The following is a 13,934-nucleotide window of genomic DNA, read 5'->3' as shown; positions in this document are numbered from 1 at the left end:
ATCGACGCTTCGGGCCTATCTCGCAGGTCCGACATTGCGCCGTTGACGCGGTGCATTAAGATGGACGGACGACATTCCTGCGAGACCCCATGACCTCGATCTCCCAACGCCTGCTCGCAATCCTCCTGCTCGCATCATCCTTTGCGCCGGCCGCCTCGGCGGACGATACGGCCGAGGTGGCACGTGCGTGGGGCCTGATCGGAACCTGGGCTGCTGATTGCGGTGCGCCTCCGGTCAGAGGCCGCGGCGCCATCATCTCCTACGAGATCTCGCCGGACGGCAGCCTGGTCTATCGCCGCGACCATGATCCCTCCGACGTCAATGAGGTCGCCACCGCGCGGATCGAACCCGACCAGACTCTAGTCCTCTCGATCGTCCTGTCGAGGGCGCGCCAGACGCGCGAGAATGGGATCATCAAGACGACGGACGGCGGCATCCGCTCGGTATTCAATCGTGGCGAGGACGGCAGCTATACCATTCGCGAGGCGCGCTTCGTCGCCAACGGCAAGCCGACGCCAGCGCTCAGGAAGTGCGACTGACGCGGCAGGCTCGAGACGCAGCTCGCCCGCAAGCGTGAAGACCAAATCTGAACGTGTATTCAGCAACTTCGTGGAAGGTCCTGCGGAACGTTCTTTCACACTTCAAGTTGATCCCGCACTTTCATTCTGGAGGACAACATGAAGAAAATCGCTCTCGCGCTCGCTTCCCTTGCAGTCGTCGCTCTCGCGGCACCGTCGATCGCCAACGCGGAAACGGTGGTCATCAAGCGTGGCGGCCATCACTACCACCACGGCTGGGATCGCTCCCACGCCGAATACCGCATGCATCGTGAGTACCGGCCTCACCACTATGTCCGGCCGCTCCACCGCCATCATGACCGCACCGTGATCATCAAGCGCGACTGATCCGCGGACTTCGACGCAGCAATGGCCCCGCAAGGGGCCATTTTCTGTGGTCCATTCACCCCGGCCCGATGGCACGGTCGTCAGCGATCCCAGTCCGGCGCAAAGGCCGGATTGACGAAGCGCTTGTCCTTCGGGAGGGACGCGATGGTGGCACGATCCTCATCATCGAGTTGAAGCTTCATCGCATCCCAGTTCGCCCGCTGACTTTCCGGGCGCGCTGCCTTGGGAATCGCCGCCACCCCATCCTGGTCCAACAGCCATTTCAGCGCGACCTGGGCGGCGCTGGCGCCATGCTTCCTGCCGATGGCCCCCAGCGTCTCGTCGGCGGCGGCGCGTCCCTGCGCCAGCGGGCAATAAGCCACCAGGGGAATTGACCGGCTCGCCATGTAAGCCATCAGCTTCGACTGATCGAGCATCACGTGATACTCGACCTGGTTGCACGCCACTGGCGCCCGAATCTCCTCGACCGCCTGCTTCAGCAGCGCGACGGTGAAATTGGCGACGCCCACCGCGCGCGTGCGCCCCTCCTCCTTCAGCTTCAACAGTGTCTCCAGCGCAGCCGGCAGGTCCATTCCCTTGGCCGGCCAGTGGATGAGATAGAGGTCGACGAACTCCAGCCTGAGCTTTTTCAAGCTCGTGTCGAACGCGCGTCGGATCGCATCCGGCGCAAGGTTCTCCGGCCAGACCTTCGTGGTCACATGCAATTCAGCCCGCGGTACAGACGCGGCCGCAAGCGCGGCGCCGATCGCATCCTCATTGGCGTACATCTCGGCAGTATCGATGTGGCGGTACCCGAGCGCGAGCGCGCTCTCGACGGCCTCGCGGCAGACGGTGCCCTGCATGCGAAAGGTGCCGAGCCCGAGCTTGGGCAGACGAATACCCTGGGTGTCGATGGCGTTCATGAATTCTCCTGGAATCGCGCGAACCACTCGCCAGCCAACGCCGGCGGCAGCCTCGAAACATCAAGACCTTGGCGGGAAGCGCTCAGCTTGCCTTCGCTCCGCTTGGGAGTTCAAGCGAGCCGGCATCCACCTCAATCAAGATGTCGGGAGGTCGGTTCCGGCGTGCAGGCGCACGCCGACCCTGTCTGCTCAGCGCCAGTTGCAGATGCCGCCGCTGCCGGGCCGGCACGGCCAGGTCTGGATGCGCGTATCCATCGCCTGCGCGTCCAGCGGATTGCCGCGCCGATGGACGAGCTTGGTGCGAGCGGCGCCGCGGGGCCGCTCGGCCGTCCTGGTGCCTTGAGCGCGCCGGGTGGCGACGGCGCGCGGGATGGCGGAGCGCTCGTCCGGGTCGATCGCGGAACGGACGGCGACCGCAGGTCGATCTGATTTGGCTTCGATAGGCACAGGTTCGAAATGCGCCTCGGGGCCGAGCGGCTCCGGCGACAACACGGCCTTCGACAGATCAAGCTTGAGGAAGTCACCCGGCCGATAGGCCCCCGCCACAGCATCGCTCGCCGTGAGCAACACGGCGCATGTAATCGTGCCGATAACAGCTCTCAACACCATCCCATCCTCCCGTTCCCCGCGTAACGCCACTTACGCGCCCCGCCGCGAGATCTCCGCACGCCGGCCGATGGCGAACTCGCAGCGCTGCCCGGCTGCAAGAGCCAGCCAAGAGCGCCTGACATCACGCCGCACATCATGTTCGATGATCGACCGTTATCAGTTCGGAGAAAGCGCCCACCAACCGCCGGTCGTTCGACGCATCATAGCCAAAGTTCCGCGCTCGTCTCTGATGTAGGTCACGGCGCCGTCATTTCCAGGCCCAAAACTGCGAGTCACAGTTACCGCTGTGCACGCAAATGGGCGCTGCGAGCATCAGTCATACCAATCCGTCGACCCGGATGCGGCATCGCAGCGTCTCTGCAGAGTCCGGGGCGATGTGCATGACGCCGGGCTTGGCCGCAAACTCGCCGTCGAAATCGAGCGGACTGGCGAAACCGCGCCACGGCTCGATGCACAGGAACGGCACGCCGCCGGGCTTCGACCAGATTCCAAGCTGACGAAAATGATCCCAAGTTAGCTCAAGCGCCGGTCCTGTGGTTCCGACGAGGCGAACCGAACGGCTGGCCGGCTGATCGAGGATCACGGCATCGTCGTCGAACAGACGTTCGCTCAACGGGAGAACGCGCCCCTCGATCGGTGAAGGCTCCGGCCGCTCGCGCAGCAAACCGCCAGTCAGACGGCGGATCGGCGCCGGCTCCGGCTCTGCAAAAATCAGCCGGTAGCTCTCCTTCGGCTGGCCGGGGAGCAGCGGCCAGTTGAAGGCGGGATGGCCGCCGAACGAGGCGGGCAGAACCTCCGCGCCGGGGTTGGCGATCTCGACCGCCACGTCCAGCGCATCAGCGGTGATCCGGTAGCTCACCGTGAGACGGAAGGCGAACGGATAGCGCGCCCGCGTCGTCTCGTTGTCGGTCAGCTGCAACACGCACGACTCGGCCCCGCGCTCCAGCCAGGTGAATCGCAGGTCGCGGGCGAAGCCGTGCTGCGTCATCGGATAGGTTTGGCCGCGGTGGTGGAGCTGGTCATTCTTGAGTCGGCCGACGATCGGAAACAGCCATGGCGCATGGCGCGGCCAGGCGGCTCCGGCCTGCCAAAGCAACTCCAGGCCCCCGCCCGTCTTCAACGAGCACAGCTCGGCGCCGTCAGCCTTGACCGCGGCAGTGATGCCGCCCGCGCTGATCGTGTGAAGGTCGTCGCTCATTGCCGTCACCGACGTCGCAAAAGAATCGCACGAGGTGATGCCGGATTGCGGCAGCAACGTCCAGGGGTGCGGTTCATCACCAGCGCGTAGACCACCGCCACAAGCACAGGGCACGGGAATGTCGAACACAGGACCGAAGCCGCACTCATAGGGCCCGCGCTGTGTCTGAAGGGTAGGCAACCCGCGCCAAATCTTCGTGCAGGCCGCAGCTTGCCGGCCCTGATCATTCGTGTACGAATGACCGAAACCGGCTTGATGCTGCGCCGCGTGCAGGCGCAAACTGCCGCAAATTCTTTGCCAGGAGAGAAGGATATCCCGATGGCCCATGACGCGCCGCAAGCGACCGGTCCCAGCAAGCTGGTCATCCGCAACATCGGCCTGATGCTGTCCGGCGCACTGGAACGGCCCATCCTGGATGCCGACACGATCGTCGCCGAGAACGGCAAGATCACGGGAATCGGCCGCTTCAAGGACGTCGACACCGAAGGCGCGACGACCATCGTCGATGCTCATGGCACGACGGTGGCGCCGGGCCTGATCGACAGCCACGTCCATCCCGTCGCCGGCGACTGGACGCCGCGGCAGAACCAGACCAACTGGATCGACTCCTATCTGCATGGCGGCGTCACTACGATGATCTCCGCCGGCGAGGTGCACATGCCCGGCCGTCCGCGCGACGTCGTCGGCCTGAAGGCGATGGCGATCTTCGCGCAGCGCGCGTTCTGGACCCTGCGGCCCGGCGGCGTGAAGGTGCATGCCGGCGCGCCCGTGATCGAATGCGAGATGGTCGAGGACGACTTCAAGGAGCTCGCCGCGGCTGGCGTCAAGCTGCTCGGCGAGGTCGGTCTCGGCGGCGTCAAGGATGGCCCCACCGCACGCAAGATGGTCGGCTGGGCACGCAAATACGGCATCCAGAGCACCATCCACACCGGCGGTCCGTCGATCCCCGGCTCGGGCCTGATCGACAAGGACGTGGTGCTGGAGGCCGGCACCGACGTCATCGGGCACATCAATGGCGGCCACACCGCCCTGCCCGACGACCAGATCCGCTGCATCTGCGAGGGCTGCAAGGCCGGGCTCGAGCTCGTGCACAACGGCAACGAGCGTTCGGCGCTGTTCACCCTGCGCACCGCGCGCGAGATGAACGAGCTCAACCGCGTGATCCTCGGCACCGACGCGCCGGCCGGCTCCGGCGTGCAGCCGCTCGGCATCCTGCGCATGGTGTCGCTGCTGTCCTCGCTCGGCGACGTGCCGGCCGAGATCGCGTTCTGCTTCGCCACCGGCAACACCGCGCGGATGCGCGAGCTCGACTGCGGCCTGATCGAAATCGGCCGCTCCGCCGATTTCGTCATCATGGACAAGGCGCAGCACTCGCCGGCCAAGACGCTGCTCGACAGCGTCCAGCTCGGCGACCTCCCGGGCATCGGCATGACCATCATCGACGGCATCGTCCGCACCCAGCGCAGCCGCAACACGCCGCCGGCGACGAAGATCCCGGAGATCGTGGCGAAATAGGATCGACCGGCTTTCTCCGCCGTCATTGCGAGCGCAGCGAAGCAATCCAGGGCCGCATGTGAAGCTCTGGATTGCTTCGGCGCAAGGGCGCCTCGCAATGACGCCGTGAGTTTGATGAAGATTGCGTAGCAAGGTTGGGCAAAGGCGCGCGCGACGCGCCAGCGCCGTGTGCGACGCACCCAGCGTCTTCGTCGCAGCATAGATGGTGGGCACGACGTATTCGCTACGCGAATGCGTCTTTGCCTACCCTACACGACCTGCGCTCGTGGCGACTACCGCAGCCTGTTCAACAGCGACAGCAGCGTCTCGCGTTCCTTCGCATCGAGCGGCGCCAGTGTCTCCTTGGAGATCGCCAGCGCGAGCGGTGCGGTCTTCTCCGCGAGCTGCTGGCCGGCGCGGGTCAGGCTGACTAACAGCCTGCGACCATCCTGCGGGTCCGGGCTGGTTTCAGTGAGACCGCGCGCCGTCAGCCGATCGATCACGCCCTTGATGGTCGCGACATCCATCGCCGTGAACCGTCCGAGCTGGTTCTGAGAGCACGGTCCGGTCTCGACCAGCTTCGACAGCGCCGCCCATTGCGTCGGCGTCAGGTTGCTGCCGATGTCGCGCGCGAAGATCATGGTGTGGCGCTGCCACACCTGCCGCAGGATGAAGCCGATCTGGTCGTCCAGCACATAGGCCGTGCGGGCCGGCTTTGGCGCAGCCTTCGCGGCTTGCTTGGCCTGTGGCTTCGGCGTCGTCTTGGTCGCCGCTTTTGTCGACCGCTTCAGCGGGGCGCTCTTGGCCATATCTTTCCTCGCCTCAGATCGACAGATGCGCGTCGCGGATGTCGGGCCGCGCGTCGAGCTCGGCCATGGTGCCGGAGAAGCAGATGCGACCGCGCTCGATGATGTAGGCGCGGTCAGAGATCAGCTTCGCGAAATGCAGGTTCTGCTCGGAGACGACCAGCGAGACGCCTTCCTTCTTCATGGTCAGGATCGCATCGACCATCTGCTCCACGATCTTCGGCGACAAGCCTTCCGAGGGCTCATCGAGCAGGACCAGCGACGGATTGCCCATCAGCGTGCGGGCGATGGTCAGCATCTGCTGCTCACCACCGCTCATGCGGCCGCCCGGGCGACTCTTCATCTCGCCGAGATTTGGAAACAGCTGATACAACTTCTCGCGGGTCCATTGCGGGGCATTGGGCCGCGGCTTCTGGCGCCCGACCTCGAGATTCTCCTCCACCGTCAGCTCGGTGAAGATTCTGCGCTCTTCCGGAACATAGCCGAGGCCGGCACGGACGATCTCATGGGTCGGCGCGGACGAGATGTCCTTGCCCTCGAACATGATCTGGCCCTCGCGCAGCTCGACCAGGCCGACGATCGAGCGGAAGGTCGTCGATTTGCCGGCGCCGTTGCGCCCGAGCAGCGCCACCACCTCGCCCTCGCCGACCTCGAGGCCGATGTCGAACAGGATATGCGCAGGACCGTAGTGGCTGTTGAGATTGGCGACGGACAGCTTCATGCCGGAGCTCCCTCGCGATGATCCGCATCATACAGCAGGCCTTCGCCGAGATAGATCGCCTGCACCTCGCGATTGGCCCGCACCTCGGCTGGCGATCCCTCGGCAATGAGACTGCCACGATTGAGCACGAGAATGCGGTCCGCATGCTCGAACACCACGTCCATGTCGTGCTCCGTGAAAAGGACGCCGATCGACTGCTCACGCGCGATTCCGGCGGTCAGCCGCATCAACTCGACGCGCTCGCGCGGCGCCATGCCGGCGGTCGGCTCGTCCATGAGCAGCAGCTTCGGCTGGTTGGCGAGCGCGATCGCGAGCTCCAGCCGCTTGAGGTCGCCATAGGCGAGCTCGCCGCAGGGACGCTCGGCATAGCCGGCCATGCCGACGAGATCGAGCAGGCGATCTGCTTCGTCGCGCTCGATGGCAAGCATCGGGCTCCAGAAATCGAACAGGCGGCGATGATGCGAGACCAGCGCGACCTGGATGTTCTCACGCACCGTCATGGTCGGATAGGTCGCGGTGATCTGGAAGGTCCGCCCGACTCCGAGCCGCCAGACCTCGCGCGGCTTGCGCCCCGTGGTCTCCTGCCCCATCACGGTGATGCGGCCGCTGTCCGGCACGTTCTGGCCGTTGAGCATGTCGAAGCAGGTGCTCTTGCCGGCGCCGTTCGGACCGATCAGCGCGAGGATCTCGCCGGCCTGCAGCGTGAACGACACGTTACGGACGGCGTGAATGCCGCCATAGGATTTAGACAGGCCTTCGACCGAGAGCAGCGACACGCCGAGACTCATTGTGCGCCCTCCATCTTGGCCGACAGCGAAGCCCCCTTGGGGGCCGCTGCGCGGCGCCGATGCATGACGGTTTCGACCACGCCCACGATGCCTTTCGGGAACACCACCACGATCAGCACGATGAAGATGCCGAGCACGAGCTTCGACCAGTCGGTCTGGCTGACCAGCCAGATGTTGAGCGCCTTGTAGACGATGGCGCCGAAGATCGCGCCGGGCACCGTCTCGACGCCGCCCAGCAGCACCATGACCAGGGCATCGACCGACAGCGAGATGCCCATGTTGTCCGGAAAGACGCTGCCCTTGAGATAGGCGAACAGCGCACCGCCGAGGCCGGCCGTCGTGCCGGCGATGATGAACGCCGTCCACTGGATGCGCTTGCCGTTGATGCCGATCGACTCGCTGCGCAGCGGAGAGTCGCGCATTCCGCGCAAGGCGTAGCCGAACGGCGAGAAGGTGATCAGACGCAGCACGCTGACGACGAACGCGGAGACGCCGAGCGCGAGCCAGTAGAAGTGCGACGGCGACGCGGCCCATTTCTCCGGCCAGAGCCCGAGAATGCCGTTGTCACCGCCGGTGACCGCGACCCATTGGAACGCGATCGACCACACGATTTGCGCAAAGGCCAAGGTCAGCATCGCGAAATACACGCCCGAAAGCTGGACGGCGAAGGCGCCGAACACGGCCGCACCAAGCGCGCCGAGCAGCGGCCCCAGCAAGAGGCAGGCGATCATCGGCAGCCCCGCCATCTTCGCGAGGAAGGCGACGCCGTAAGCGCCGAGGCCGAAATAGGCGGCATGACCGAACGAGGCGAGCCCGCCGACCGCCATCAGAAAATGCAGCGACGCGGCGAAGATCACGAAGATCGCGATCTCGGCGCCGACGGTCAGCGCGTAGTTGCCGGCGATGAAGGGAAGCATCGCCGCCAGCGCCAGCGCGACGAGAGACGCCAGCCGCTCGACCGAGCTCAGCGGACGCCAGGGAATGACGGTGAGACCGGGTGTGCGCCGCGCCGGCGCCTCCTTCTTGCCGAACAGGCCCCAGGGCCGCACGACCAGCACGACGGCCATCACCAGGAACACCAGGATCAGCGAGATCGTGGGGAAGATGAGAATGCCGAAGGCATTGAGCTCCGAGACCAGAACCGCGGCAACGAAGGCGCCGAGGATGCTGCCGAGGCCGCCGATCACGACGACCACGAACACCTCGACGATGATGCGCAGATCCATCGCGTGATGGACCGCGTCGCGCGGGATCTGCAGCGCGCCGCCGAGCGCGGCGAGGAAGACGCCGACCGCGAACACCGAGGTGAACAGCCACTTCTGATTGACCCCGAGCGCCGCGACCATGTCGCGGTCCTGCGTCGCCGCGCGCACCAGGATGCCCCAGCGAGTCCGCTGGAACAGCAACCAGAGCACACCGAGCACGATCGGACCGAGCGCGATCAGGAACAGGTCGTAGCTCGGGATGTTCTGACCGAAGAAATCGACCGCACCTTTCAATCCCGGCGCGCGGCGGCCGACCAGATCATCCGGTCCCCAGATCAGCACGACGAGATCCTCGACCATCAGGGTCAAGCCGAAGGTCGCGAGCAACTGGAACAGCTCCGGCGCGTGATAGATCCGGCGCAGCAGCACGATCTCGACGAGCACGCCGATGGCCGCGACCACGAGCGCCGCCACGACGATGCCGCCCCAGAAGCCGAGCGGACCGGACAGCCGCTCGGTGAGCGAAAAGGCCACATAAGCGCCGAGCATGTAGAACGCGCCATGGGCGAAATTCACGATGCGGGTGACGCCGAAGATGATCGACAGTCCCGACGCCACCAGGAACAGCGAGGCTGCACTGGCAAGGCCGGTCAGGAACTGGACGAAGTAGAAGGCCATGGGCAGTCCGCATGAGGAGATCGTCGAATCGATGAGCCGCATTTGCGCTCGGGCGCTCCTTCAGAGAGCTGACGAGCAAGCGTGGGGTGAGGGATCTCGGCCCGAACCTGTAGATCAGGCGTCGTATTCCCTCACCCCGCCCGCTCTCCCCCTGCGGGAGAGGGAGAAGCAGGATCGTGTGGATCAGTCCTTCGGCCGGAGCTTGCCGACTTCCGCGTCACCAGGCAGATAGTCCGAGCCCTTGCGGTAGACGGTGTCGACCATGATGCCCTTGCCGTCCTTCAGCGCGGTCTTGCCGACGTAAGCGCCGAGCGTCGACTGGTGGTCGATCTTACGGAACGTGATTTCACCGAAGGGCGACGGCACGGACAGTCCCTCGGCCGCGGCGATCAGCTTGTCGGTATCGGTCGAGCCGGCCTTGGCGAGAATGGCGGCCGCCGACTTGATGGTCTGGTAGCCGACGATCGAGCCGAGCCGCGGATAGTCGTTGTACTTGGCCTGATACGCCTTCAGGAACGCGTCGTGCTCGGGCGTCTTGATCGAGTACCAGGGATAGCCGGTGACGATCCAGCCCTCGGGCGTCTCCTCCTTGAGCGGATCGAGATATTCCGGCTCGCCGGTCAGGAAGCTGACGACCTTGCGGTCCTTGAACAGGCCGCGGGTGTTGCCTTCGCGGACCAGCTTCACGAGATCGGCGCCGAAGGTGACGTTGAGGATCGCCTCCGGATTGGCGGCGGCGACGGCCTGCACCACCGGACCGGCGTCGATCTTGCCCTGCGGCGGCCACTGCTCGTCCACCCACTGGATGTCGGGCCGTTTCTCCGACAAGAGCTTCTTGAACACCGCGACGGCCGACTGGCCATATTCATAGTTCGGCGCAATGGTGGCCCAGCGCTTGGCGGGAAGCTTGGCGGCCTCCTCCACCAGCATCGCCGCCTGCATGTAGTTCGACGGACGCAGGCGGAAGGTGTATTTGTTGCCCTTCGCCCAGGTGATGGCGTCGGTCAGCGGCTCGGCCGCCAGGAAGAACACCTTCTTCTGGTTGGCGAAGTCGCTGACGGCGAGGCCAATGTTCGACAGGAACGTACCGGCGAGCATCGCGACGTTCTCGCTCGAGACCAGTTCGTTGGCTGCGGTCTGCGCATCGGCCGGCTTGCCGCTGTCGTCCTTGGAGACGACGACGAGCTTCTTGCCGTTGATGCCGCCGGCTGCATTGACCTCCTCGACCGCAAGCTGCCAGCCCTTGCGATAAGGCTCGGTGAACGCCGGCAGCAGCGAATAGCTGTTGATCTCGCCGATCTTGATGACGTCCTCGGCGCGAGCCGCGCTCGTCAGTCCCGCGACGGCAAGGCCCAGGCCTGCCGCAAGCATCGTTCTCCGTCGCATCCCTTCAGCCTCCATGTTGAGTCGAATTACCGTAGACCGTCCTCGCCCTTGATCTCGGCGACCGTGAGCCCGCCGACGCGCGGCAGCGGACGGCCGCTGTCGGTGACCGCGAGCGCGACCATGATCTCATTGGCGCGTGGCGCGTCGTTGATCTGCACCTCCATGCCGTCGAAATGACTGCGCACGAAGGCCGCATCCTTATGGCCGAGCGGAATGTCGAGCGTGCAGCCGACGCCGCCGCGCTTCTTCGACGACGGGATCAGCGCCGCGCCCTTGCCGAGCACCTTGCGCACCGGCGCCCCCATCTTCGGATGCAGGATCGCGGCCGCATGCTCCAGCTCGCCATCGCTGCCGACGGCCGCCGCCTTGCCATAGCTGTGCGCGGCCGGGCCCTCAATGCCGAGCGCGGCGACCGCGCGCTTGGCCAGCATCTCGCCGAGCTCCTCGCCGATCGCGATCAGCGGCGACAGGTCCTCGACATAGCGGCCGGCAAACGGATTCTCGATCACCGCCACTGCCGCAGCCCGCCGCGTCGGCGGCGACACGGTCCGGCCCATCTCCTGATGGACTTCCTCGACCACGGTCACGATCTTTCTGATGACGGCGCTCATCGTCGACCCTTCGTATTCTGGCACATCATGCATCAAACCTCACGCCGCCGCCGCCCGCAACTGCGGCCGACGAACGATCTCGACCGCGCGCGGACCGACAACGCGAATGTTGCCGCGGAGCTGCAGAACAGCGCCTTCGATCAGACCGGCCGACAGCAGCGACTGCCCACGATGCTCGCCCGCGGCCAGCGCTTCGGCAACCTCGACATCACGGAGCTCTCCGACCTCGCATGTGACGAGGCGGTCACCGAGATCGCTCTCCGGTTGCAGCTCGCACGCAGGTCGGCGAAGCACGGCCGGATGACCCGGAAGGTCGACCGCGTTGCCGATCACCGTCGCAGCCGCATCGGCCTGCGCTGCGCTACGCGCGAGCACCGTCACCGCATCGGCAATGCCCAGTGAGAAGCTGCGACCGTGGCGGCCCGATGTGGCGACACCGCCGATCGCGTCGGCAGCACGAAGCGTCATCCTCCGCATCACGCCCGCGCCGTCGGGACGGTCCATCAGCCCGACGCTGAAGGTGGCGGCATCCCGCAGATGGAGTGCGAGGTCACCACCATTGTTGACATAAGCCCGCGTCAGCTTCGCCGCACCGCACATGGCACCGAGGATCTCCTCGGCGACGCTCCCGGCAACCGCGGCCATCGGCGTGATGAACATTTCGCGCGCGAACGGCGACACGGCCGCATGCATCCGCCTCGCGACGACACCTTTTAATTGGCATCGATCGTGATCGGCTCCCCTGCGCAGATCGGACAGTTCGGCACACAGCTCGTCCAAGAGACCCGTGAAACGCTCGGCCGCCACACGATAGGCCGCACCAATATCGCCATCGGCCGCATCTGCGCCGATGATCAGATCGATCGGGCCGTCCTGCAGATGCAGCCGCCGGTCGGGCAACAAGGCGATCTGTGGCCGCCGGCTCATGCGCCCGGCCTCGGCCACGGCAGTTGGCGGATGTCCTTGCTGACATCCTTGAGCGAAGCGAGCGGCTGGACGTAGTCCATGTGCCCGCCGAGCGCCGCATAGTCCGATAGCCTCAGCGTGAACTCGATCGGCGCGACGATCGCCGGCGTCGGCACATAGCCGAAGGCGCCGGCCGGCATCTGGGTCACGTCGACCATATAGGTGATGCCGCCGCCCGGCCAGACATAGACCGGCGCACCGCCGCTCGTCACCCGCGTCAGCGTATCCTTGACCGAGCGCGTCAGCCGCACCGGATTGTCGGTGACGCCAGCGCGCAGCGAGCCGCCGGCACCGGCCATGAACAGCACGGTGCACAGCGCCGGCTCGCAGTTCTCCTGGATGCGCTCGACCGAGAACTGCAGCTCCGGCGACATCTCGCGCTGCACCGGCCTGAGCGACTCGTCGAGCACGTAGTATCCGGCATGCTCGCCCGTCGTGGACACCATCAGCAGCGTCGTTCCCGGCTTCGCCGTCTTCGGATCGAACGGCCCGAGAATCGACAGCGGATCGGAGATGTCGGTGCCGCCCCAGCCGGTTCCGGGCTGCGCCACCTGGAAGTAGCGGCCCGGCGTGGAGCGACGTCCCTTCATCTTGATGCCTGTCGCAGGAATGTCGAGCAGCTTGCCGGCCTGGTGCTCCGAAAGAACGCCGGTGATGTGATCATCGACCACGACGACCTCGTCGACCTTGCCCTGCCATTGCTTGGCGAACATGCCGATCGTGGCCGAGCCGCAGCCGACGCGCATGCGCTCTTCCTTGACGCCGTTGACGATCGGGGACTGCCCCGCCTGCACGATCACGCTGGAGCCCCCGTCGACCACGAGTTCCACGGCTTTGCGGTTGCTGAGGTCCATCAGCGCGTCACAGGTGACACGCCCCTCCTTCTTGGAGCCGCCGGTGAGATGATGCACGCCGCCGAGCGACAGCATCTGCGAGCCGTATTCGCTGGTCGTGACGTGACCGACCGCCTCGCCGTCGACGCGCACCGTCGCCGCTTCCGGTCCGAGATAGCGGTCGGTGTCGATCTTCACCTTGACGCCGCAATAGCTGAAGATGCCCTCGGTCACGACCGTGACCATGTCGACGCCATCGACCACCGACGACACAATGAACGGCGCCGGCTTGTAGTCCGGATAGGTGGTGCCGGCGCCGATCGCGGTAACGAACAGCTCGGGCTGATGCACGATCTTGCCGTCCCAGTCGCCGCTCGCCTGGAACGGCACCAGCTTGCCGCCATGCGACACCGTGCGCTCCAGCAGGATATGCGGATCGACGCGCACCAGCACACCGTCCTGATTGGCATAACGGTCGCAAGCACCTGCCGCGCCCGGCTTGATGTAGCACATCACCGGACAGGCATCGCAGCGGATCTTGTCCGCGGCACCGTCGCTCGCCGTTTCGGTCACCATGCAGAGAAGCCTATCTTGAAGCGGAGCTGGCGGCAAACGTCCACACGCCGAGGCAATTCGTTCGTACACGAATGATGTCGCGCCCCTCCGCCGGCTGTCAAGCGCCACCGCGAACGAAAAGCACGATTGCCGGATAAACGATCAGTTTGCCCTGCACAATGACGACAAATCGTGCATACGCTGCAGCGCAAAACGTGGCACTTGCATGTTAGTACACAAACGATACGCTCGGAGCGATCGCCATCGCATCCTCGTT

General features: G+C 65.5%; 14 protein-coding genes. 3 read left to right on the top strand and 11 right to left on the bottom strand.

All coding sequences use genetic code 11. The features are described from left to right. Positions 1-89 precede the first annotated feature (89 nt). Both QX135_RS06980 and QX135_RS06975 read left to right on the top strand, forming a co-directional pair. Positions 90-539 (top strand): hypothetical protein, encoded by a 450-nt coding sequence (locus tag QX135_RS06980; protein WP_315776220.1) that lies wholly within the window; start codon positions 90-92, stop codon positions 537-539. 138 nt (positions 540-677) lie between these two features. Next, the gene (locus tag QX135_RS06975; RefSeq protein ID WP_315740907.1) at positions 678-905 is read left to right on the top strand and encodes a hypothetical protein; all 228 of its coding nucleotides are present in this window, start codon (positions 678-680) and stop codon (positions 903-905) included. An 80-nt stretch (positions 906-985) separates the two neighbouring features. On the opposite strand, the gene QX135_RS06970 is transcribed toward QX135_RS06975, so the two are convergent. From QX135_RS06970 to QX135_RS06960, 3 genes are all read right to left on the bottom strand, one after another. Then, positions 986-1,807, bottom strand: coding sequence for an aldo/keto reductase (locus QX135_RS06970; protein ID WP_315782498.1), 822 nt, complete (start codon positions 1,805-1,807; stop codon positions 986-988). A 189-nt stretch (positions 1,808-1,996) separates the two neighbouring features. Continuing rightward, positions 1,997-2,416, bottom strand: coding sequence for a hypothetical protein (locus tag QX135_RS06965; RefSeq protein ID WP_315740909.1), 420 nt, complete (start codon positions 2,414-2,416; stop codon positions 1,997-1,999). Between the two features lie 316 nt (positions 2,417-2,732). Further along, a complete protein-coding gene (locus QX135_RS06960; protein ID WP_316177262.1) occupies positions 2,733-3,614 on the bottom strand; it encodes an aldose 1-epimerase family protein in 882 nt (293 codons plus the stop codon). Positions 3,615-3,932: 318 nt separating this feature from the next. Here QX135_RS06960 and QX135_RS06955 point away from each other — a divergent pair, with 318 nt between their 5' ends. Continuing rightward, the gene (locus tag QX135_RS06955) at positions 3,933-5,129 is read left to right on the top strand and encodes an amidohydrolase family protein (protein WP_315740910.1); all 1,197 of its coding nucleotides are present in this window, start codon (positions 3,933-3,935) and stop codon (positions 5,127-5,129) included. Positions 5,130-5,401: 272 nt separating this feature from the next. Here the strand turns inward: QX135_RS06955 and QX135_RS06950 are convergent, their stop codons facing one another. The 8 genes from QX135_RS06950 to QX135_RS06915 all read right to left on the bottom strand — a co-directional run bounded on the left by QX135_RS06950 (position 5,402) and on the right by QX135_RS06915 (position 13,678). Then, on the bottom strand, positions 5,402-5,917 hold the full coding sequence (locus tag QX135_RS06950) for a MarR family winged helix-turn-helix transcriptional regulator (RefSeq protein WP_315796893.1): 516 nt from the start codon (positions 5,915-5,917) through the stop codon (positions 5,402-5,404). A gap of 13 nt (positions 5,918-5,930) precedes the next feature. Continuing rightward, positions 5,931-6,635, bottom strand: coding sequence for an ABC transporter ATP-binding protein (locus QX135_RS06945; protein WP_315740912.1), 705 nt, complete (start codon positions 6,633-6,635; stop codon positions 5,931-5,933). Next, the gene (locus QX135_RS06940; RefSeq protein WP_315740913.1) at positions 6,632-7,423 is read right to left on the bottom strand and encodes an ABC transporter ATP-binding protein; all 792 of its coding nucleotides are present in this window, start codon (positions 7,421-7,423) and stop codon (positions 6,632-6,634) included. The genes QX135_RS06945 and QX135_RS06940 overlap by 4 nt, the downstream gene beginning before the upstream one ends. Further along, positions 7,420-9,306 carry an ABC transporter permease gene (locus tag QX135_RS06935; protein ID WP_315796892.1) on the bottom strand — a complete coding sequence of 629 codons (1,887 nt, stop codon included), beginning with the start codon at positions 9,304-9,306 and terminating at the stop codon, positions 7,420-7,422. The genes QX135_RS06940 and QX135_RS06935 overlap by 4 nt, the downstream gene beginning before the upstream one ends. A 183-nt stretch (positions 9,307-9,489) precedes the next feature. Beyond that, positions 9,490-10,692, bottom strand: a complete 1,203-nt coding sequence (locus QX135_RS06930) for an ABC transporter substrate-binding protein (protein ID WP_315776217.1) — start codon at positions 10,690-10,692, stop codon at positions 9,490-9,492. A gap of 26 nt (positions 10,693-10,718) precedes the next feature. After that, entirely contained in the window at positions 10,719-11,303 is a 585-nt protein-coding gene (locus QX135_RS06925; protein WP_315776216.1) for an amino acid synthesis family protein, read from the bottom strand. Between the two features lie 39 nt (positions 11,304-11,342). After that, complete coding sequence (locus QX135_RS06920) at positions 11,343-12,230, bottom strand: UPF0280 family protein (RefSeq protein WP_316176789.1); 888 nt, start codon at positions 12,228-12,230, stop codon at positions 11,343-11,345. Then, on the bottom strand, positions 12,227-13,678 hold the full coding sequence (locus tag QX135_RS06915) for a 6-hydroxynicotinate reductase (RefSeq protein ID WP_316234001.1): 1,452 nt from the start codon (positions 13,676-13,678) through the stop codon (positions 12,227-12,229). Before QX135_RS06915 ends, QX135_RS06920 begins: the two co-directional genes overlap by 4 nt. Positions 13,679-13,934 lie beyond the last annotated feature (256 nt).

The organism is Bradyrhizobium sp. SZCCHNR1098 (assembly GCF_032489375.1).
Lineage (GTDB): Bacteria > Pseudomonadota > Alphaproteobacteria > Rhizobiales > Xanthobacteraceae > Bradyrhizobium.
This window is presented reverse-complemented; position numbering and strand designations above follow the sequence as displayed.

Coding starts and splice junctions, on each gene's coding strand:
- QX135_RS06915 (WP_316234001.1), bottom strand. CDS start 13,678: ATGGTGACCGAAACGGCGAGCGACGGTGCCGCGGACAAGATCCGCTGC.
- QX135_RS06920 (WP_316176789.1), bottom strand. CDS start 12,230: ATGAGCCGGCGGCCACAGATCGCCTTGTTGCCCGACCGGCGGCTGCAT.
- QX135_RS06925 (WP_315776216.1), bottom strand. CDS start 11,303: ATGAGCGCCGTCATCAGAAAGATCGTGACCGTGGTCGAGGAAGTCCAT.
- QX135_RS06935 (WP_315796892.1), bottom strand. CDS start 9,306: ATGGCCTTCTACTTCGTCCAGTTCCTGACCGGCCTTGCCAGTGCAGCC.
- QX135_RS06930 (WP_315776217.1), bottom strand. CDS start 10,692: ATGCGACGGAGAACGATGCTTGCGGCAGGCCTGGGCCTTGCCGTCGCG.
- QX135_RS06970 (WP_315782498.1), bottom strand. CDS start 1,807: ATGAACGCCATCGACACCCAGGGTATTCGTCTGCCCAAGCTCGGGCTC.
- QX135_RS06955 (WP_315740910.1), top strand. CDS start 3,933: ATGGCCCATGACGCGCCGCAAGCGACCGGTCCCAGCAAGCTGGTCATC.
- QX135_RS06965 (WP_315740909.1), bottom strand. CDS start 2,416: ATGGTGTTGAGAGCTGTTATCGGCACGATTACATGCGCCGTGTTGCTC.
- QX135_RS06945 (WP_315740912.1), bottom strand. CDS start 6,635: ATGAAGCTGTCCGTCGCCAATCTCAACAGCCACTACGGTCCTGCGCAT.
- QX135_RS06975 (WP_315740907.1), top strand. CDS start 678: ATGAAGAAAATCGCTCTCGCGCTCGCTTCCCTTGCAGTCGTCGCTCTC.
- QX135_RS06950 (WP_315796893.1), bottom strand. CDS start 5,917: ATGGCCAAGAGCGCCCCGCTGAAGCGGTCGACAAAAGCGGCGACCAAG.
- QX135_RS06980 (WP_315776220.1), top strand. CDS start 90: ATGACCTCGATCTCCCAACGCCTGCTCGCAATCCTCCTGCTCGCATCA.
- QX135_RS06960 (WP_316177262.1), bottom strand. CDS start 3,614: ATGAGCGACGACCTTCACACGATCAGCGCGGGCGGCATCACTGCCGCG.
- QX135_RS06940 (WP_315740913.1), bottom strand. CDS start 7,423: ATGAGTCTCGGCGTGTCGCTGCTCTCGGTCGAAGGCCTGTCTAAATCC.